This window comes from Hydrocarboniphaga sp. (assembly GCF_028291725.1).
Taxonomy (GTDB): domain Bacteria; phylum Pseudomonadota; class Gammaproteobacteria; order Nevskiales; family Nevskiaceae; genus Hydrocarboniphaga.
In genome coordinates, this window is record NZ_JAQGNT010000051.1 from 144,016 (window position 1) to 162,704 (window position 18,689).

Annotated in this window: 19 protein-coding genes; 16 read left to right on the plus strand and 3 right to left on the minus strand. The window is 61.4% G+C overall.

Annotated elements, in window-relative coordinates; all coding sequences use genetic code 11:
• The first annotated feature begins 3 nt into the window (after positions 1–3).
• From JWQ90_RS14745 to JWQ90_RS14780, 8 genes are all read left to right on the plus strand, one after another.
• Complete coding sequence (locus JWQ90_RS14745) at positions 4–759, plus strand: cytochrome b/b6 domain-containing protein (protein ID WP_299695547.1); 756 nt, start codon at positions 4–6, stop codon at positions 757–759.
• Between the two features lie 448 nt (positions 760–1,207).
• The gene (locus JWQ90_RS14750; protein ID WP_299695549.1) at positions 1,208–3,640 is read left to right on the plus strand and encodes a DUF1549 and DUF1553 domain-containing protein; all 2,433 of its coding nucleotides are present in this window, start codon (positions 1,208–1,210) and stop codon (positions 3,638–3,640) included.
• Positions 3,641–3,684: 44 nt separating this feature from the next.
• The gene (locus tag JWQ90_RS14755) at positions 3,685–5,127 is read left to right on the plus strand and encodes a DUF1501 domain-containing protein (protein ID WP_299695551.1); all 1,443 of its coding nucleotides are present in this window, start codon (positions 3,685–3,687) and stop codon (positions 5,125–5,127) included.
• Positions 5,128–5,220: 93 nt separating this feature from the next.
• A complete protein-coding gene (locus tag JWQ90_RS14760; protein ID WP_299695553.1) occupies positions 5,221–5,628 on the plus strand; it encodes a hypothetical protein in 408 nt (135 codons plus the stop codon).
• A gap of 56 nt (positions 5,629–5,684) precedes the next feature.
• On the plus strand, positions 5,685–6,260 hold the full coding sequence (locus JWQ90_RS14765; RefSeq protein ID WP_299695555.1) for a peroxiredoxin: 576 nt from the start codon (positions 5,685–5,687) through the stop codon (positions 6,258–6,260).
• Positions 6,261–6,296: 36 nt separating this feature from the next.
• Complete coding sequence (locus JWQ90_RS14770; RefSeq protein WP_299695557.1) at positions 6,297–7,268, plus strand: SMP-30/gluconolactonase/LRE family protein; 972 nt, start codon at positions 6,297–6,299, stop codon at positions 7,266–7,268.
• A gap of 113 nt (positions 7,269–7,381) precedes the next feature.
• The gene (locus JWQ90_RS14775; protein WP_299695559.1) at positions 7,382–8,272 is read left to right on the plus strand and encodes a dienelactone hydrolase family protein; all 891 of its coding nucleotides are present in this window, start codon (positions 7,382–7,384) and stop codon (positions 8,270–8,272) included.
• A 100-nt stretch (positions 8,273–8,372) separates the two neighbouring features.
• Positions 8,373–8,807, plus strand: coding sequence for a CHRD domain-containing protein (locus tag JWQ90_RS14780; RefSeq protein WP_299695561.1), 435 nt, complete (start codon positions 8,373–8,375; stop codon positions 8,805–8,807).
• Positions 8,808–8,868: 61 nt separating this feature from the next.
• Here JWQ90_RS14780 and JWQ90_RS14785 read toward each other — a convergent pair whose 3' ends face one another.
• Positions 8,869–10,335, minus strand: coding sequence for an MBL fold metallo-hydrolase (locus tag JWQ90_RS14785; protein WP_299695562.1), 1,467 nt, complete (start codon positions 10,333–10,335; stop codon positions 8,869–8,871).
• A 49-nt stretch (positions 10,336–10,384) separates the two neighbouring features.
• Here JWQ90_RS14785 and JWQ90_RS14790 point away from each other — a divergent pair, with 49 nt between their 5' ends.
• Positions 10,385–10,510 (plus strand): hypothetical protein, encoded by a 126-nt coding sequence (locus JWQ90_RS14790; RefSeq protein ID WP_299695564.1) that lies wholly within the window; start codon positions 10,385–10,387, stop codon positions 10,508–10,510.
• A 72-nt stretch (positions 10,511–10,582) separates the two neighbouring features.
• Here the strand turns inward: JWQ90_RS14790 and JWQ90_RS14795 are convergent, their stop codons facing one another.
• Complete coding sequence (locus JWQ90_RS14795; protein WP_299695566.1) at positions 10,583–10,894, minus strand: c-type cytochrome; 312 nt, start codon at positions 10,892–10,894, stop codon at positions 10,583–10,585.
• 544 nt (positions 10,895–11,438) lie between these two features.
• Here JWQ90_RS14795 and JWQ90_RS14800 point away from each other — a divergent pair.
• From JWQ90_RS14800 to JWQ90_RS14830, 7 genes are all read left to right on the plus strand, one after another.
• The gene (locus JWQ90_RS14800) at positions 11,439–14,135 is read left to right on the plus strand and encodes a TonB-dependent receptor (protein WP_299695568.1); all 2,697 of its coding nucleotides are present in this window, start codon (positions 11,439–11,441) and stop codon (positions 14,133–14,135) included.
• A 25-nt stretch (positions 14,136–14,160) separates the two neighbouring features.
• Positions 14,161–14,355, plus strand: coding sequence for a hypothetical protein (locus JWQ90_RS14805; protein WP_299695570.1), 195 nt, complete (start codon positions 14,161–14,163; stop codon positions 14,353–14,355).
• 173 nt (positions 14,356–14,528) lie between these two features.
• Positions 14,529–15,332, plus strand: coding sequence for a MotA/TolQ/ExbB proton channel family protein (locus JWQ90_RS14810; protein ID WP_299695572.1), 804 nt, complete (start codon positions 14,529–14,531; stop codon positions 15,330–15,332).
• A complete protein-coding gene (locus JWQ90_RS14815) occupies positions 15,333–15,764 on the plus strand; it encodes a biopolymer transporter ExbD (RefSeq protein WP_299695574.1) in 432 nt (143 codons plus the stop codon).
• Positions 15,761–16,198, plus strand: a complete 438-nt coding sequence (locus JWQ90_RS14820) for a biopolymer transporter ExbD (RefSeq protein WP_299695576.1) — start codon at positions 15,761–15,763, stop codon at positions 16,196–16,198. Before JWQ90_RS14815 ends, JWQ90_RS14820 begins: the two co-directional genes overlap by 4 nt.
• Before the next feature lie 42 nt (positions 16,199–16,240).
• The gene (locus tag JWQ90_RS14825) at positions 16,241–16,933 is read left to right on the plus strand and encodes a TonB family protein (protein WP_299695578.1); all 693 of its coding nucleotides are present in this window, start codon (positions 16,241–16,243) and stop codon (positions 16,931–16,933) included.
• 236 nt (positions 16,934–17,169) lie between these two features.
• Positions 17,170–18,300: a sigma-54 dependent transcriptional regulator gene (locus JWQ90_RS14830; protein ID WP_299695580.1), complete on the plus strand. Its 1,131-nt coding sequence runs from the start codon at positions 17,170–17,172 to the stop codon at positions 18,298–18,300.
• Between the two features lie 87 nt (positions 18,301–18,387).
• Here the strand turns inward: JWQ90_RS14830 and JWQ90_RS14835 are convergent.
• Positions 18,388–18,689: hypothetical protein (locus JWQ90_RS14835; RefSeq protein WP_299695582.1), on the minus strand; the 302-nt coding region annotated here is incomplete at its 5' end.

Sequence of the window (18,689 nt, forward strand, 5' to 3'; positions counted from 1 at the left end):
GCCATGTCGATGATCAGGTCGGCCGAAGGGGTGTCGGAGTCCCCGTCGGATTCGCGGCGGGAGACCGCGCACGAGGTGCAGAGGCTCGTATGGGATATTCCCGTGCGAGTGTTTCACTGGGCGCTGGTTGCCGCGGTGATCGCCAGCTACGTCACCAACAAGCTGGGCGTCGCCTATTTTCGTTACCACGTCTGGTGCGGGTATGCGGTTCTGATCCTGGTTGGCTTTCGCCTGTTGTGGGGACTGGTCGGTACCCGGCACGCCAGGTTCCGGAATTTTCTGCGCGGCCCCACCGAGACCTTGCGCTACACGCGCGCACTGTTGCGGGGTGATGATCAGCATTTCGCCGGGCACAATCCGCTGGGTGCGATCATGGTGGTTGTGCTGATGGCGACGCTGCTGACGCAGGCGATCGTCGGCCTGTTCAGCAATGACGAGATCGCCAGTGTCGGGCCGCTCTATGCTTATGTCAGCGACTCTCGCAGCCTGCTGCTGACGAGCCTGCATCGCCAGCTGTTCGACTGGATCGCCATCGCGATTGCGGTTCATGTCGCCGCGGTTCTGGTGCACCTGCTGCTGAAGAAGGAGCGTCTGCTGAAGGCGATGTGGACCGGCCGAAAAGCGCTTCGCAGCAACGCTGCGAACGAGTCGATCGAATCCTCGCGGCTTTGGCTTGCGGCGCTGCTGATCGCCGCTCTTTGCGGCGCTCTCGCCTGGATCGTCGAGCACGCTCCGGCCGCCGATATCCAGGCGTTCTGACCGGCTGCATCTACGCCGCTCCGCTCCAACACCGTGACGCGGCCGTCGCAATCGTAGGTCGGCAATCCTTTGCCGACGTGTACCTTCGATGCGCAACTGGGGCCTCACGTCGGAAAAGGATTGCCGGCCTGCGCGCGCGTCACCTCAATCGACAGACGTCTGTCTGAAGGGCAGCAGTGTTGTTGAATCCGATGCTGAATAGGCAGCAGGCGTCGTCCGGCATCCATCCGATTGAGCCTGTTCAAACTTGGCTGCGCGTGTTTTCGCAAAAAATAGTCTCGCAATTACAGTCACTTGCATGGATCGAAAGACGATGTGTCTGCAGCCTCGCAAATGGCTCGCGAGTTGCAATTCGGCATCGACAGCTCGTTGCGATGTCAGGCAATGGCTGCCTGTTTACCCCAGCTCCATCAACGATGAACTCGCGATCTGTATCAGGGACAGCCGAATGAAGATCAGTCAAACCTATTTCGCATTGCTACTCGGTGCATCCATCGCAACAGCGGCTGCTGCCGCTGGCGGCGTGCCTGAAGGCAACGTGGCGCTGCCTGCGGAAGCGGCGACGCCGCAACAAGCCAATGTCGCCACCGCTGCCGACGTCAAGGTGGCCGATGTCAAGCCAGCGGCTGCGCCGGTCAAGGCAGGGCTCTGGTCGTACCAGCTGGTGAAGCGTCCCGCCGAGCCGGTGGTGAAGAACAAGAAGTGGGTGCGCACTCCGGTCGATGGTTTCGTTCTGGCGAAGTTGGAAGAAAAAGGAATCAAGCCTTCGCCCGACGCGGATCGCGCGATCTTCATTCGCCGCGCGACTCTCGATGTCTGGGGCGTGATCCCGACGCCGGAAGAGGTGAAGGCCTTCGTCAACGATCGCTCGCCGGACGCCTACGACAAGCTCGCGGACCGTCTGCTCGCCTCGCCGAAGTACGGCGAACGCCAGGCGCGGCGCTGGCTGGATCTGGCACGTTATGCCGACAGCTCCGGGTTCCAGAACGACGTGACGCGGCCGAACATGTGGCGCTACCGCGACTACGTGATCGATGCGTTCAACAACGACAAACCCTACGACCAGTTCGTCAAGGAACAGCTGGCCGGTGACGAACTGGCCCCTGGAAACAAGGAGGCCTTGATCGCGACCGATTTCCTGGCCGGCTATCCTGACAACTACAACTCGCGGGATCTGCTGCAGCGCAAGTACCAGATCACCACCGACATGACCGACACCACCGGCCAGGTGTTTCTGGCGCAGACCGTCGGCTGCGCCCGTTGCCACGATCACAAGTTCGACAAGGTATCGCAGAAGGAATACTTCCAGCTGCAGGCGTTCTTCGCCAACACCAGCGAAGTCAACGATATTTCGGCCGCTGTCGGCAGCTACGAGGAGTCCTACAAGCAGGCGCAGGCCAAATACCAGGCGGCGACCAAGGACATTCGCGACCAGCAGAAAGCCCTGCTCGATCCGATCCGGGACGTGGCCTACAAGTACCACAAGGAACGGTACCTGACGGACAGCCGCGAGGCGATCTTCAAGCCGGCGAGCGAGTGGACCGCGCAGGACCGCTGGGTCAATCACCGCCTCGCCAACGTGACGCGCGAGGACGACTATCTGACGTATCTGCGCGACGTCGGTGCCAACAAGGACAACCCGGGCTACACCGAAGAAAACGATAAGCGGCTGCAAAACTACAAAAAGCTCACCGAGCAGCTGAAGCAGTACGACAAGCTCAAGCCTGAAAGCGGCTCCGACAAGATCACCGCGATGACCGAGCTTGGCCGTGCGGACTCGCCGCCGACGTTCCGATTCTTCGGCGGCAGCCAGGAGCGGCCCGAGGAGGAAGTGCAGCCGGGCTTTCCAGCCGCCATCGCCAACGGAGCCAAGCCGGTCATCGTGCCTGCGGTCACGGCGCTGGGCCATGAGTTCTCGTCGGGACGCCGCACGGCCTTGGCCAACTGGATTGCCAGCCCACAGAACCCCTTGACCGCCCGGGTCTATGTGAATCGCGTCTGGGCGCAGTACTTCGGCTCGGGCATCGTCAAGTCGGTCAGCGATTTCGGCCGCGCCGGTGACAAGCCGACGAATCCGGAACTGCTCGACTATCTCGCCGACAGTTTTGTGAAAAGCGGCTGGGACGTGAAGAAGCTGCAGCGCCAGGTTCTGGTGTCGAGCGTCTATCGCGAGTCTTCCAACGCCCGTGAAGATGCTTACAAGGCCGATCCGGAGAACAAGCTGCTGGCGGTGTTCCCGCGCCGTCGTCTGGACGCCGAAGAGATTCGCGATTCGCTGCTGCTGGCCTCGGGCAGGCTCAACGATGTCGTTGGTGGTCCCAGCGTGTTCCCACCGATTCCCAAGGGCCTCGACGCCGGCAATCTATGGAAGGTTTCGAAAAACGAGGACGACTGGAATCGCCGCAGCCTGTACATCTTCACTCGCCGCAGCGTTGCCTACCCGATGCTGGACACTTTCGACATGGCGTCCTCGCAGCAGGTGCACAGCAAGCGCGACGTGACGACCACGCCGCTGCAGGCTCTGACCTTGTACAACAGCGATCTGGTGTTCGCCTGGTCGCAGGCCCTGGCGGGTAGGGTGATTCGCGAAGCGGGCGACAAGGATTCCGCACGCCTGGATCTTCTGTACCAAATCCTGTTCGCGCGCAATCCGGATGCGATCGAGAAGACCACGTTCGTCGCCTTCCTGAAGAGCCACGAAAAAGTGATCGCTTCAAAAGCGACCGACGGCAAGCTGGCGATCGCGCTGCCGGTGAGCTACACGCCCGGCAAGCAGGCTGACGCAAAACCGCTCGTCATCACCGATCCGATTCGTGAATCCGCGTTCGTCGATCTGGTGCACACCATCGTGAACTCCAACGAGTTCAGCTACAAATTCTGATTTCACATGCAATTGCTGGGCTTCATACACAAAGGAAAGCAGACATGAGCATCAAAACAACGCGTCGTGATCTTCTGGTCAATGCGGGGCTTGGCCTCGGCGGGTTCGCGCTGAGCGGCCTGTTGCCGGCAGGACTTTCAGTGGCCCGTGCATCCGATCTGGTGGACCCGCTGGCACCGAAGCCGACCCATTTTCCAGCCAAGGCGAAGTCGGTTATCTGGCTCCATCAGAATGGCGCGCCCAGCACGCTGGACCTGTACGACTACAAGCCGCAGCTGGTGAAGCTCGCCGGGCAGGAAGTGCCCGACTCTTTTCTGACGGGCATCAAGACCAGCACGCAGGGCGGCGTGGGCAAGCTCTACGCATCGAACCGCACGTGGAAGCAATACGGAGAGAGCGGCGCCTATTTCTCGGACCTGCTGCCGAACCTCGCTCAGCACGCTGACAAGCTGGCTTTCATCAAGGCCAGCACCACCATCGGCGCCACGCACGACATCTCGATACTCAAGCTCAATACCGGCGATCTGAACCCCGGCCGGCCGACGCTCGGCGCCTGGGTCTCTTACGCGCTCGGCTCTGCCAATCCTGATCTTCCGCCGTATGTCGTGCTGTATGGCGGCAAGAAAGAGCCGCAGGCGGGATCGGTGAACTGGAGTTCGGGCTTCCTGCCCGCGGTGTATCAGGGCACGCCGTTCCGTCCGGGGCCCTCGCCGATTCTCAACCTCGATCGCCCGGAGCTCAATTCCGTTGTCCAGCAGCGCGACAACCTCGATCTGCTCAAGCTGCTGAACGAGCGTGGCGCCGCGCGTTATCCGAAGGACACCGAACTGCAGGCCCGACTGAACTCCTACGAGCTGGCCTATCGCATGGAATCGGCAGCGCCGGAGGCAGTCGATCTGAACAAGGAATCCGACGCGACCAAGGATCTGTACGGCATCAACGATGACGACGCCAACGTCAAGGACTACGGCGCCAACCTGCTGAAAGCCCGTCGCCTGGTCGAGCGCGGAGTGCGCTTCGTGCAGGTGGTCACCGGGCCGGTGGACGTGGAGGGAGAGGAGATCTCCTGGGACGCGCACAAGGAGCTGGAGAAGAACCACGGCGCCAACGCGCGCATGGTCGACAAGCCGATTGCCGGCCTGCTCGCCGATCTGCAGTCGCGCGGCTTGCTGGAGACGACGCTGGTGGTGTGGACGTCCGAGTTCGGCCGCACCTCCTATGGCCAGAGCGGCAACGGCCGCGATCACAATCCCTGGGGTTACACGCAGTGGATGGCGGGCGGCGGTTCCAAGGCCGGCTACACCCATGGCGAGACCGACGAGATCGGCCTGAAGTCGGTCGGCAAGGCGGTCGATACCTACGACCTGCACGCCACCGTGCTCAACCTGATGGGCCTGGATCACTTGAAGACGACGTTCCTCAACAACGGCCGTTCCGAGCGTCCGACCGTAGTTTATGGCGAGGTCGTGCACGAGTTGATTGCCTAGCCGGGCACTGACAAGCACTCCCACCGTTGAGTAGACGGCTTTGCCCGGGAGGCGCACCTCCCGGGCTTTTTTCCCTGAGGAAGAAAGTCGCAAATGCGTAAGTGGCTGGGTTTGGTGGGACTGGTGGCAGCTTTGTCGAGTGGACTGGTAAGTGGCTTGGTGCTGGCTCAGATCGATCTGAGCGATTTCGATGACGACAGCATGCGTGACATGGACGATGCGAATAAGGATCTGGGGCCGGTGCTGGGTGCCGGCAATGCCGAGATCGCATTGGCCGATCTGGACGTGCTACGCAAGACCTTGCTGCAAACGCAGGACTATTTCGAGAAAAAGGGAGGTACCGACGATGCCGTGAAAATCGCGCGCGATGCGCTGGCGCTGGTATCGACAGCGGAAGCGCAGATTGGCGCGCGCAATTTCGACGGTGCTGCCGCCACTGCGCGCGACATCTCGAAGAACTGCAAGAGCTGTCACGATCTCTACAAGCCGCTGACCAAATAACACGGCGATCATCGCCGCTGCTTTAAACCATCATTGGGCGATCCATGGAGGATTTCATGAAACGTTTCCTGTCGATCTGTGTGCTGTCCGTTGCGATCACGCTGCCGGCGTTCGCCGCATTGAAGGACGGGCAGGCCGCGCCGGAATTCAAGGCGCAGGCCTCGCTGGCCGGCAAGGCATTCGCGTTCTCGCTGAAGGACGCGCTGAAGAAAGGGCCGGTGGTGGTCTACTTCTATCCTTCGGCCTACACCGGCGGCTGCAACCTGCAGGCGCATACGTTCTCGGTGGAGAGCGACAAGTTCGCTGCCGCCGGCGCGACGATCATCGGCGTCTCGCTCGACAGCATCGCGCGGCTCAACGAGTTCTCGGCCGATCCGCAGTATTGCGCCGGCAAATTTCCGGTCGCCTCCGACGCCGACGGTGCGATCGCCAAGGCATTCGAGCTGACGGTGCGCGACGCGGCGCCGGGCAAGAAGGACACGCGCGGCGTCGATATCGATCACGGCTTCGCCGAGCGCACCACCTTCATCGTCACTTCCGACGGCAAGATCGCCGAGACGATCGGCGGCGTGACGCCGGCTGACAACGTCGCCAAGTCGCTGGAAGCGGTGCAGCGGCTCGCGCACAGCTGAACTTACGCATACAAAAAAACTACCAGGAATATTTCGATGTCACGTCTATCTACAATCGCCGCTGCTATGGGCGGTTTCATGCTGATCGGCTCGGCGCTTGCCGAAGATCAGGCCGTAACGACCACGCCGGCGATCGCCGGCGTGGTGGCCGCCGGCACCCCGATCGAGCTGATCAAGGACGGCTTCACCGGCACCGAGGGCCCGATCGCCTATGCGAACAACAGCCTGCTGTTTACCGAAAACCAAGCCAATCGCGTTACCCAGATCGCGGCCGACGGCAGCACCTCGAGCTTTCTCGACAACACCAACGGCGTCAACGCCCTGGCTTTCTCCGCCGATGGCGTTCTCTATGCGGTGCAGACGCTACAGACGCGTGTCGGCATCGTATTCCCCGCGGACAAGGTGAAAGTGCTGGCCGACAATTTCGAAGGCAAGGCCTTCGGCCGTCCCAACGACCTCGTCATCGATAAGAACCAGGTCGTCTACTTCACCGACTCCGGTGCGCAGGCCCGGCCCGATCAGCCGGCGCCGACCTCAGCAGTGGCGAAACCGGCGGTATATCGGATATCGGCGGCCGGCGCGCTGACGCGCATCGCCGCCGATATCGAGAGGCCCAACGGTATTCAGCTGAGCCCGGATGAGAAAGTGCTGTACGTCGCCAACACCAATGGCGAGTACGTGCTGGCCTACGACATCGGCAAGGACGGCGCCATCGGTCCCCGCCGCAGCTTCGCCAGGCTCGATGGCGTGAAGCCCACCGAGACCGGCATCACCAGCGGCGCCGACGGCCTCGCGGTCGATTCCAAAGGGCGTGTCTACGTCGCCACCAGTCTGGGCATACAGGTGTTCTCCGATCATGGCAAAGCACTTGGCATCATCGCGCTGCCCAAGCAGCCGCAGAACCTCGCGTTCGCCGGTGCCGGCAAGAGGACCCTGTACGCCGTCGGCCGCGGCGCGGCGTACAAGATCGCCGTGCTGACGCCGGGCTACAAGGGCCGCGCGAAGTAGCCGAGTAGGTTGGGGTGAGCGCAGCGAACCCCAACATCGGCGCGGACACAGGTTGGGGTTCGCTGCGCTCACCCCAACCTACACGCGCCAACACCAACAAGAGAAAGCTCCCGATGACCCGCAAGACCGCCAAAGACTTTCATCCCGAAGCTCTGAAACTGTTCGACCAATACGTGCACGGGCAACTCTCGCGCCGCGGTTTTCTGCAGAGCGCCGGCAAGTTCGTGATCGCCGGCGTCACCGCCGAAGCCTTGCTCGAGTCCCTAAGCCCGAATTTCGCCGAGGCGCAACAGGTTCCGGTGGACGATGCGCGTCTGATAACGAGCTATGTCGACTACCCGTCGCCGGAGGGCTACGGCAAGCTGCGCGGCTATCTGGTGCAGCCGGCGAAGGCCAAGGGCAAGCTGCCGACGGTGCTGGTCGTGCACGAGAATCGCGGGCTCAATCCGCACATCGAGGACATCGCGCGGCGGCTGGCACTGGACAACTTCATCGCCTTCGCGCCGGACGCGCTGTTTCCACTAGGCGGTTATCCCGGCGACGAGGACAAGGCGCGCGAGCTGTTCGGCACGCTCGACCAGGCCAAGACACGCGCGGATTTTCTGGCGGCGGAAGACGTGCTGAAGAAGCTGCCGCAGGGCAACGGAAAAGTCGGCGTTGTCGGCTTCTGCTATGGCGGCGGCATTGCCAACTTCCTGGCGACGCGGGTGCCGGATCTGGCGGCGGCGGTGCCGTTCTACGGCGCGCAGCCATCAGCCGAAGACGCAGCCAGGATCAAGGCGCCGCTGCTGCTGCAATACGCGGGCAAGGACGAGCGCATCGGCGCCGGCTGGCCGGCCTACGAGGCCGCGCTGAAAACGGCGCACGTCCAGTACGAAGCCTTCATCTATCCTGGTGTCGAGCACGGTTTCAACAACGACACGACGCCGCGCTACGACGAAGCCGCCGCCAGGCTGGCCTGGCAGCGGACCATCGCTTTCTTCGAGAAGAATCTGCGTGCTTGAACATCGGGGGCCGCCTGCCGAAAGCCTACCACTCGTTCGTGCCGTTCTTGGACGGAAACAACCGCCACCCACTTTTCTAAAAACCCTTTGGAGAGAACTGATGAATCACACAATCAAGATGTACCGCGCCGCCGGTAGTGCCGCCACCCTCGTTCTGCTGGCGCTGAGCATCGGCGCGGCCCATGCAGGCGATGTGAAAGTGAAACTGAGTGGAGATCAGGAGACGCCAGCGGTGACGACCAGCGCGACCGGGGTCGGCAGCTTTTCCGTGGCGGACGACAGGTCGCTGACCGGAACCGTGAAGACCAGCGGTCTTGCCGATGCGACGGTGGCGCATATCCACGTCGGCGTGGCCGGCCAGAAGGGTGGCCCGGTGGTCACGCTGAACAAGCTGGCCGACAACGAATGGAACGTTCCGGCCGGCACCACGCTCAGCGATGCCGACTACGAAAGCTTCAAGGCCGGCAAGCTCTACGTGAACGTGCACAGCGCGGCCAACAAGGGCGGCGAGATTCGCGGGCAGTTGCAGCCGTAACGAGCGTGTAGGTTGGGGTTCGCTGCGCTCACCCCAACCTACACGCTGCACCGGGAAAACCTCAGGACTTGGGCGCGATCGCTGCCTGCAGATCGGTGAGCTTCACCACGCCCGGGCCATGTATCGCGGCGATCTGGTCGACGTCCAGCTTCAGGCGCTGAATGTTGTCGTACAGGTTCACCGAATAGGGATTAATCGACGTCGGCGCAGGCGCGCCCGGCGCCGTCGGTGTGTAGGCATCGGCCTCGATCAGGATCTTCTCGGTCGGCAGGTAGATCAGCGCGAACGCATCGTTGTGGCCGCTGCCGTTGATCCGATAGATCTCGATGCTGCGCTTGCCATCACTGAGCACGTGCTTGTCGGTGAACGTGTCGAACACCGAGGCCTTTTTGGACTGCGCCAGCTTGTCGGGCGCGATGCTGTGCGGCGCCGCCCATACGGTTTCGTAGTAGGCCCTGTTGGCCTGCTCAGTGACGATGGTCGCACCGGCATCGACATAGGTGCGCAAGCCGCCGGAATGATCGAAGTGCGCATGCGTGTTGATCAGGTATCGGATCGGCTTGTTCGGAAAAGTTTCCTTGACCTTGGCGATCACCGCTTCCGAGCGGGCTTCGTTCAATGGCGCTTCGACGACGACGATATGATCGGTCTGCTCGATGACGACGCTGTGATGCGTTCCGCCGCGCAGATACAGCACGCCCGGCGCCAGCGTTTCCACCGTTACCGTGATCGGCGGAACCGGCGTAGCGTTGACCGCGTCCGGCACCTTGATGTCGACCAGCGCGTTCGGCGTGACCGTCGCGACGTTCAAATCCAGCACCGGAAAGCCGCCTTCGGTGCGGACGATGTGCGCCGGGAACGAGATGCCGTTGAATTTCTTGTAGTCGGAGTAGCGGGTCTCGATCAGCGTATCGCCTAGCACCGGATTGTCGATCCAGGTCTGTACACGTTCGACTTCGTTGTGCGCGTTGATCGTGCCGACGTAGCGCTCCTTGCCGACCGTGAAAGAAACCTCGGTGCCGCCGTTGATGGCTTTGCTGCTTGCGCGGTTCACCGCGGCCGCTTTCAGAAAGCCCTGTGGCGTGGACCAGATTTCCGCGCTGCGTTCTTCGACGGCGGCCGGCTGCGTCTGCGCGACCGGCGCTGCATCGGCGGGCGCGCCGGCGGGTGGTGCAATATTCCATGCGAGCCCGCCGCTGACATATTGATCGGGCTTTTGCTCGACAGCTGCGGGCCGCGCACGCCCCGCCTCGACGGTCTGCTTGCGCGTGATCTGCACCCGCGCGCCGGCATGGTCGTAGTCGATCGTCGCGGTATAGCGGCTCACGTCGAATGGCGGCCAGGCCAGATCCGGCGCAGGTGCCTGTCCAAACTGGAACCAGCGCCCGGTCGCCGAGAACTCGATCGATTTCAGATCGCTCGCGCCCAGCGTTTTGGAGGCTGATTGCAGCGTGCCGTTCTCGCGCTGGCATCCGGTGGCAAGAACAAATGAGGCGACGGCGAGAGCAAGCGGTGTCAATCGGCGCATGGCTTGAATCCTTGGAAGAATGAAGCGCGCTTTGAGCAAGGAGCAAGCCATGGACGCCGACATCGTCGCCGCCATCGCGGGACGGCTACAGGCCATTCATCCGCAAGAAAGTTTTGGTCAGAATGTGGCGCATGCCTGCGGCGCTTTCGTGTCGGACAGATTCAAGCTCTGCTGAAAAAGCGGCAATTCAAACAGCGATTTGCTGCTTGCCGCGCAAGCGCTTGCCGGCGTGCTTTCGAGCGCGCTTCTACAGCGTCAGCAGCCAGTCGATGACTGCCTTCAACTGCTCGTCGGACAAGTGCTCCGGACTTTTCGCCGGCATCGGGATGTCGCCCCAGATGTCCTCGCTGCCATTGCGCACCTTGTCGAAAAGGTAGCTGGCGGCATCGGATCTTGTCTTGTATTTGGCTGCGATGTCCTTGAATGCCGGGCCGACCAGCTTCTGATCGATGCGGTGACAGGCGATGCAGCCGGCTTGCGACATCAGCTGTTCATCGGCGTGCGCCGACGTGGCGATGGCCAAGCCCGCCACTGTCGCGAGTAGAGCGATCGATTTCAAGAAAACTCCTGTGATTTTGAGAACCCAATATCCATGAAAAGCCGCTTGTGTAGCGGCCCGCGACGCAGACGAAGGTTCACAGTCGGCCAGTAAAACACAGGCAGGAGCACGAATGCACACATATCAATAGATCGATGGATGAATCGCGGCCTTCGATCGCACCGCATGCCGTTTGGATCGCCGAGGTGATCTCCGATCGGCTGTTGAATATTCAACAGCAGCTGAACTGAACTTAGCAGGCATGCCGACGATGCCGGCTCTGCAGTCGAGCGCGCGTGTTCGCATCTCCCGTCGCCGGCAAGCCGCCACTGCAGGTTTTGCGGCGCGTATTCATCGACTTGTCGATCCGGTTCGCAATGCGAATAGGCATATAAGCAATCGATTGCACCATTGGAATGAACGTTGCTCCCTGGCTCTGCTTCGAGCAGTACCAACTCAACCCATAGGGATGCACAGCGTGATAAACACCGAGGTCCGGATTGGCCGCTTTCGACACAGCCCTAGTCGTTTGTTCCCGATCTCCGCATTGGCGGCGGGTCTGGCAATGATGCTGCCGGGTCTGTCATCCGCCGCGGAAACGGTGGCGGCCGATACGCGCAGCGTCGCGGACATCCAGGCGGAGATCGACCGGCTCAAGCAGGCGGTGGAGGCCAATCAGCGAGCCCTCGCCGCGAAAGGTGCTGCCGATGCGGCGCCAAAAGAAGAAGCTCCTGTCGCGGCGGCGCCGACCGCGGATCAGCCCAAGCAATTGAAGAAAGTCAGAGTCAAAGCGGCCAAGCCACTGGCGGCGCTCAAGGACGTGCCGTCTTCGTCGTCCGTCGTGACCGGCGCCGATCTGGCGGCGCAGGCGGGAGCCGACCTTGGCGCGATCACAAAACGCACCGCCAATGTCAGCCGCAACGCCGGCAACTCGCGCACTTACAGTCTGTCGATTCGCGGCCTCGGCAAAGTCACGCAGACCGAGGCGCAGGATCCTAGCGTCGGCGTGGTCGTCGATGGTGTCTTTTATGCGTTCAATCCGCTGGGCAGCTTCGACTTCTACGACATCGACAAGGTCGAAGTGCTGCGCGGGCCTCAGGGAACCCAGGGCGGCAAGACGGCCGACATGGGCGACATCATCGTCACGACGCGCAAGCCTTCGTTCACACCAGGGGCCGACTATTCGCTGGCCTTTGGCGAGAACAAGACCATCATCGCCACGCTCGGAGGCGGCGGCCCGGTCATCGACGATCTGCTGGCCTGGCGCGGTTCGCTCGTAGTCAACAAGGGCGACGGCGACATCAAGAACCGGTACAACCCGGATCAGACTTTCTACAGCACCGATCGCGTCGCCGGCCGCGTATCGTTTCTGCTCAGGCCCAGCGACAGTGTCAATGCCTTGGTCAGTGTCGACAGCCAGCCCAAGGGCTTCGAGAACTACAACGCTTCGACGTTCTACAAGCCGACGCCGACGCAGTATTCCGACGGCAAGCCCAATACGCTGACGACGGACGCATCGACCCGCCTGGCCAGAAGCTGGTTCACTCAGCAGGGCAGCTACAGCTACCTGGGAGACTATTTGCGAAACGGCAGCGTCAATGTCGATGCGCAGCTGCCGCTGATCACTTATACCAATGGCGCGTCGGCGCAGGTGAACTGGACGCTGGGCGATTACCAGCTGAGTTCGATCACCGCGTATCGCAGCTATCACTTCGATGCGCGCAACGATGAGGGCACGCCCTTCGACATCAGCGTCCAGGGTGGTGGCAAGGACGACAAGTATCAACAGACCAGCCAGGAGTTCCGCGTCGGCTCGCAGGTCGGCAAGTTCGTCGACTACCAGGCGGGTCTTTATCTGTTCCGCAACACCATCGGCTATGGCACCGAACTCAGTTCTCCAACCAGCGGCTGGGGTTCGGACGCCGGCGCCTGGTTTGCCACCACGGCGCAGTACAATCGTCTCGATACGGACGGCAACGGCCGTTACCTGCTGACCGAGTCCTTGAATGGCCTGGCCAAGAATCAGCCGCAGTCGATCAAGAACGTCAGCGAAGCCGTGTACGCCTCGGCCAATTGGCATTTGAGCGATCCGCTGACGCTCACCACCGGCGTGCGTATTACCCGGGAAAACCGCACAAACACGACCAGCAGCTTCATCAGTGACAATGGAGTCGCTCCCGAGTTGAATCCGGACGTGGTGAACGGCGTGTCGCTGGGCGGCTTCACCGTCGATAGCACTAACCAGCTGGTGGCGAGCAACACCGCCGAGCAACTGGCCGTGGCCAATGCCGCCGCGCTGAAGTATTTCAACGTGGCGAGCTACGGCGATCTCAGCACGGCGCAGAAGCAGCAGCTCGCCGACGCCAGGGCGATCCGCAAAGGTCAGATCGGCGTGGTCTGGGGCCCGGTGTCGGCGCAAAGCATTCACAAGATTCAGCCCAGCTACGTTTTCAGCCCCAGCTACAAGCTCAACAAGAACCAGACCGCCTACATCTCCTACCAGCACGGCGAAAAGGCCGGAATCGCGCAGGTCATCAATGGCACTTCGCAGAACGCAAAGCCCGAAAAGAACAACGCCTACGAACTGGGTTTGAAATCGGCGCTGCTCAACAACACGCTGTTGCTGAATACGGATATGTTCCTCAACAACATCACCAACTATCAGCAGGGCGTCAACGTCCTCGATCCCTATTCGACCGCTGCGCAGGGAGGCATCACGCCGGTGTACGTGTCGGCTACCGGCAACGTTCCCAAGGTGCAGGTGAAGGGTCTGGAACTCGACGGCACTTACACCGGCATCCCGTATACCTCGATCCGTTTCAGCGCGGCGTACAACGATGCGGTCTACAAGAAGTTTCCGAATTCCGCCCAGCCGGTGGAGTTCGATCCTGCCCTGATCGCAACCCAGCCGACACGCGATGTCTCCGGGCAACAGGTCGCCGGCAGCTCGAAGTACACGTTCAACATTGGTGCCGAATATCGCGTGCCGGTGTTTGCCCGGAAGGAGTTCCACACCAGCTTCAACACCAACTATGCGAGTCACTACAATTCGGATATCGCCCTGTCGAGCTACGCGGAAATCCCGAACAACTCGATCACCGATTTCGCGATCGGCATCGGTCGGGCCGACCGGACTTTCGACGTGAACGTCGTCGTCAAGAACCTGTTCGACGATCGCACGCCGCAGTCGCAAACCTGGAATAGCCTGGTCCCTGCGGTATATCAGTGGTACGGCATCGTATTCACCGGCAAGCTCGGCTGAGTATCGACCAACGATTCGGCCAACGATGAACCTGCACCTCGCCGGCCAGCGCGCCAGCGAGGTGTTTTGCTTTGTGCGAGCCATCGGGCAATGGCGACTTCAACTCGGCTCACTGTTGCCGGCAGCGCTCAACACAGTGTTGCTACAGGTGTTGAAAAGCCAGCAGCGTGATCAAAAGAAATGCAGTTCAGTCGGCCTGCATGAGCTTATAACCGCATGAAAATGCGAAAAATTTCGCCGCAGAAACAAATCACTACAACCGATCCGAGCGAGCCTGTCGCCGATCTCGGGCGCTTGCGTGGATATGGCTTGTTCGTTGCGCTATCGCGGTACGAATGCAAGCGCTCGCATCGTCTCAACCCGTTTTTTGCGTTTAGTCAAAGGAGTTTTCTGATGGACCCCACTTCAGTTATCAACCCGGCCGATCTATCCATTCAGCACTTGATCGCGCAGGCTGATGCCGTCGTCAAGGCGATACTCGTGATTCTGGTGGTGTTCTCGGTGTGGTGCTGGTCGGTGATGCTCGAGAAACTGTTTCAATTCGTCGCCGCGCTCAATGCGGTCACCCGACTCGAAAAGACGCTGGAGACGGGAACGCTGGACGATGTGATCAACTATTCCGATCGGCATCCGTTGACCGCGGTCATCCGCGCCGGCAACGCGGAGTGGCTGGAAGGTTCCGGTGATCATGACCACGAATCGCTGCATGAAGTGCGTGAGCGCATCGAACATGCGATGCGGCTTCAGGTTTCGGCTGAGCAGCGCCGCATCAGCAAGCGGCTGCCGTTCCTTGCCACTGTGGGGTCGTCGGCTCCTTTCATCGGGCTGTTCGGAACCGTGTGGGGCATCATGAACACCTTCACCGGCATCGCCGGTGCACATGACACGAGCCTGGCGACGGTCGCGCCCGGTATCGCCGAAGCGCTGATCGCCACCGGCATCGGCCTGGCGGCGGCGATTCCTTCGATCATGGCCTACAACAGCTTCGCCACCAACCTCGGCCGCTATTCGGGCCGCGTGAATACGGCCGTAGGCGTGTATGCCAACCGGCTTTCCAAGCGCTTTGCGCCGGCTCTTGCTGCCGCTGCCGTCCCGGCAAAAAGGCCGGCACCTCATGCGGCGAGCAAATCGCGCAACCAGGAAAGCGATTCGCTCAGCGGTGTGGGTGCCAGCGTCTACTCGGCCGAGGCGGCCTAGGTGGGCGCCACGGTCAAAGTCGCCTCGCTGAGCGACGAGGGCGATCTTGGACCGGTTGCCGAGATCAACGTGACGCCATTGGTCGACGTGATGCTGGTGCTGCTGATCATCTTCATGGTCACCGCGCCGCTGATGATGAGCCAGCTGCCGATCGCGCTGCCGAAGCCGAGTCTGGTCCCGTCGGACCAGCCTGCGCAGAAGATCACGGTCGATTTCGATCTGCAGAACCAGTACTACATCCAGACAAACGACGATCCCAAAGAGGCTGTTGTCTACACGGAGCTGCCGCAGCGCCTGCGCTCGATCGCCGCGGAAAACCCGAACGAGTTGATCACCGTCTGCGCGGACAAGGACTCGGTTTATGACCGCGTCGTCGATCTGATGTCGGTGGTCGGCGAAGCCGGATTCAGCAAAGTGAGCCTGTGCCCGTGAGCAGCAAATCCAGTCTGTACGACGATGAAAGTCTCGGTGGTGCGATCGCCGAGATCAACGTGACGCCGCTGGTCGACGTGATGCTGGTGCTGCTGATCATCTTCATGGTGACGACGCCGCTGATGCTGTCGCAGGTGCCGGTGGCCCTGCCCAAGGCGTCGTTGCAGGAGATGGGGAAACCACGAGATCCGCTGATCGTGTCCTTCGACCTGGAAGGCAATTACTACATCGATACCGGAGGAGGGCATGTGCAGGAGTTGAGCTACGACAAGCTACCGACTCAGCTGTATCAGATCGCGCAAGCGCAGCCGGACAATCTGCTCTACATCCGTGCCGACAAGGGCGTGGCGTTCGACAAGGTCAGGGATCTGCTCAAGCTCGCTGCGGGCGCCGGCTTCTACAAAGTGTCGCTGATGTCGCAGGCCCAGCAGTGACGGTCACTGCGCAATAACGAATCGAGTCGCTCAGCCATCGCCATGAACGCCACTGTTTTAGCCAGCGCGGACGCCCCCAGAATCGGTACCGGAAAGCTGCCGTTCAATCCGGGTGTCGCGGTTTCCATCGTGTTTCACGTCGGCGTGATCCTGTACGTGCTTCATCTGGTGCATCCAGGCGCGCACGTCAGCGAGCCCAAACGCAAGCAGATGCTCGTGGAACTGGCTCCACCGCCACCGCCACCGCCACCACCACCACCACCACCGCCGCCCAAGGAGATCGTGAAGCCGCCCCCTCCGAAGCCTCTGGTCCCGCCACCGCCGCAACAGATCGTGACGACGGCGCCCGATCCTGCGCCGGAAGTCATTGCCGTGCCGCCACCACCGCCACCGCAAGCCGAAGCCCCTGCGCCGGCGCCGGCTCGGGTCATCGCCACCAGTGTGCCGCCGGCGTACTTCGACAACCTGCAGGAGAAAGTTCAGGAGACCGTGGAGTATCCGAATTCGTCCCAACTCAAATCGGAACAAGGATCGTGCAAGGTGCGTGTGACGTTCTCGCGCGACGGCTCGATCTCCGAAGCCAGGATAGTGCAGAAAGCCGGCTACCTGGCTTTGGACAACGAGTGCCGCGAAGTCTTCAAGCGTATCGGAAAATTTCCGGCTGTGCCCGAGAGCGCGAACCCCGATGCAACCGACTTCACGGTTGAGCTTCCGATCGAATTTTCGCTCGGCTAGGAAAGCTCTGAGCCAGCCGAGTAGGTTGGGGTGAGCGCAGCGAACCCCAACACCGGCGCGGGCACAGCTTGGGATTCGTTGCGCTTACCCCAAGCTACTCGCCGCAAATCCAACTGCTTCGCTGATTGGTTCAGTCCAAATACGAAATCGAATTTCGTTAGAGAGGACTAATTTTAATAAAATGTTTTGATGAGTAACGGCAGTGGCGCCGTTGGCTTGGTTTAACGGAGTGGACAATGGGCCGGCTTGGTTACGATGATTCTCCTGTTCTGCAACTGCGCGGTTCCAATTCGGAGCCGGTGACCATCCGGGCGAAGGCTCTGGTCTTCGTCGATCCCGTATCGAAAGAAATCCTCAAGTATCTTGAGCAGGTGGCGCCCAGTGAGGCGCCGGTGCTGATCATCGGTGAAACCGGTACCGGTAAAGAGTTGGTTGCCCGGCACATCCATGAGCGCAGCGGGCGAAAGGGGCCGTTTCTCGCGGTGAATTGCGGCGCCATCAGCGAGCAGCTTGCCGACAGCGAGTTGTTCGGCCACGAGGTGGGTGCTTTCACCGGGGCGGTGCGCCGGCGCGAAGGCTGGTTCGAGTCGGCCAACGGCGGAACTCTATTCCTGGACGAAATCGGCGATCTGCCCTTGGCCCTGCAGGTCAAGTTGTTGCGCGTACTACAGGAGCGTGAAGTCGTGCGTCTGGGATCGCAGCGATCGATCCCGGTGGATATACGCCTGGTCGCAGCAACCAATGTCGATCTGGCCGACGCGGTGGCGGCGGGTCGCTTTCGCCTGGATTTGTTTTACAGACTGAACATCGCCCAGCTTCAGCTGCCGCCGCTGCGCGACAGGCCGGGCGACATCGTTCCGCTGGCTTCGCATTTTCTTGACGTCTACAGCCGGCGGCTCAAAGTCGCGCGGCCGCAGTTGGCCGATTCGGCGCGCCGTGCGCTGGAAGCCTACGGCTGGCCGGGTAATATCCGCGAGGTCGAGAACGTCGTCCATTTCGCTTTGCTGGTAGCGAAGACCGACGAGATTCGCTTGGAGCACCTGAAGCTCAACGGCATCACCTCGCCCCTGGCGACGGGAGCCGGTGCAGCCGCGTCGCGACTCAGCCCGCGAGAGCAGGTGGCCGCAGCGGTGCGGAGTCTGCTTTTAGAGCCCGGCGCTGATCTGTTCAACGAATTGGAGCGCATCGTCGTCGATGAGGCTTTTCGCCACAGCCGCTACAACCAGGTCCGCGCCGCGTCCCTGCTTGGCCTTTCCAGGAATGTGCTGCGGACCTTGCTGAAAAAGCACGGCCATCTCGGTGACAAGCAGGACGAGTCTTCGGACGAACCATCAGCGTCGGGCCTGCATGCGGCGCATGCGCGGTAAGCCTTGAGCACGTGGCCTGCGTCACATTCCGCAGTAGGCCGCGGGATGTTTTCTAATCAACAAGTGCTTGCCTGACTTGACGCGATCTCAACAGTTGTCAAGCGCGGTCGTTGCTGAAATTGGCGTCGGCGCATCGTCAAAGCCCAGGTTAATCTGCTCGATTGGTCCGGGGATCAAGGGCTTGTAACCAGCGAGAGCCTTGGGACAGCGCGCCGATATTTTCGGCACGATCGCTGCAATTTGAGCGGCGCAAGCTTCGGCGCTAGTCCGCTGGATCATTGGAATTGGCGGTGAGGGACGCCCGAGGCGGGACGCGATGCAAGGCGCAAAGCGCAGCGATACCCGTAGGTATCGCGAGCATTTGCAACGCAGCAGCGCGCCCGCATCGG

Bases quoted from the DNA above. Each gene is read 5' to 3' on its own strand.
- JWQ90_RS14780 (WP_299695561.1), top strand. From the start codon at position 8,373: ATGAATCACACAATCAAGATGTACCGCGCCGCCGGTAGTGCCGCCACC.
- JWQ90_RS14810 (WP_299695572.1), top strand. From the start codon at position 14,529: ATGGACCCCACTTCAGTTATCAACCCGGCCGATCTATCCATTCAGCAC.
- JWQ90_RS14770 (WP_299695557.1), top strand. From the start codon at position 6,297: ATGTCACGTCTATCTACAATCGCCGCTGCTATGGGCGGTTTCATGCTG.
- JWQ90_RS14750 (WP_299695549.1), top strand. From the start codon at position 1,208: ATGAAGATCAGTCAAACCTATTTCGCATTGCTACTCGGTGCATCCATC.
- JWQ90_RS14785 (WP_299695562.1), bottom strand. From the start codon at position 10,335: ATGCGCCGATTGACACCGCTTGCTCTCGCCGTCGCCTCATTTGTTCTT.
- JWQ90_RS14800 (WP_299695568.1), top strand. From the start codon at position 11,439: ATGATGCTGCCGGGTCTGTCATCCGCCGCGGAAACGGTGGCGGCCGAT.
- JWQ90_RS14805 (WP_299695570.1), top strand. From the start codon at position 14,161: ATGAACCTGCACCTCGCCGGCCAGCGCGCCAGCGAGGTGTTTTGCTTT.
- JWQ90_RS14765 (WP_299695555.1), top strand. From the start codon at position 5,685: ATGAAACGTTTCCTGTCGATCTGTGTGCTGTCCGTTGCGATCACGCTG.
- JWQ90_RS14825 (WP_299695578.1), top strand. From the start codon at position 16,241: ATGAACGCCACTGTTTTAGCCAGCGCGGACGCCCCCAGAATCGGTACC.
- JWQ90_RS14755 (WP_299695551.1), top strand. From the start codon at position 3,685: ATGAGCATCAAAACAACGCGTCGTGATCTTCTGGTCAATGCGGGGCTT.
- JWQ90_RS14830 (WP_299695580.1), top strand. From the start codon at position 17,170: ATGGGCCGGCTTGGTTACGATGATTCTCCTGTTCTGCAACTGCGCGGT.
- JWQ90_RS14745 (WP_299695547.1), top strand. From the start codon at position 4: ATGTCGATGATCAGGTCGGCCGAAGGGGTGTCGGAGTCCCCGTCGGAT.
- JWQ90_RS14775 (WP_299695559.1), top strand. From the start codon at position 7,382: ATGACCCGCAAGACCGCCAAAGACTTTCATCCCGAAGCTCTGAAACTG.
- JWQ90_RS14790 (WP_299695564.1), top strand. From the start codon at position 10,385: ATGGACGCCGACATCGTCGCCGCCATCGCGGGACGGCTACAGGCCATT.
- JWQ90_RS14760 (WP_299695553.1), top strand. From the start codon at position 5,221: ATGCGTAAGTGGCTGGGTTTGGTGGGACTGGTGGCAGCTTTGTCGAGT.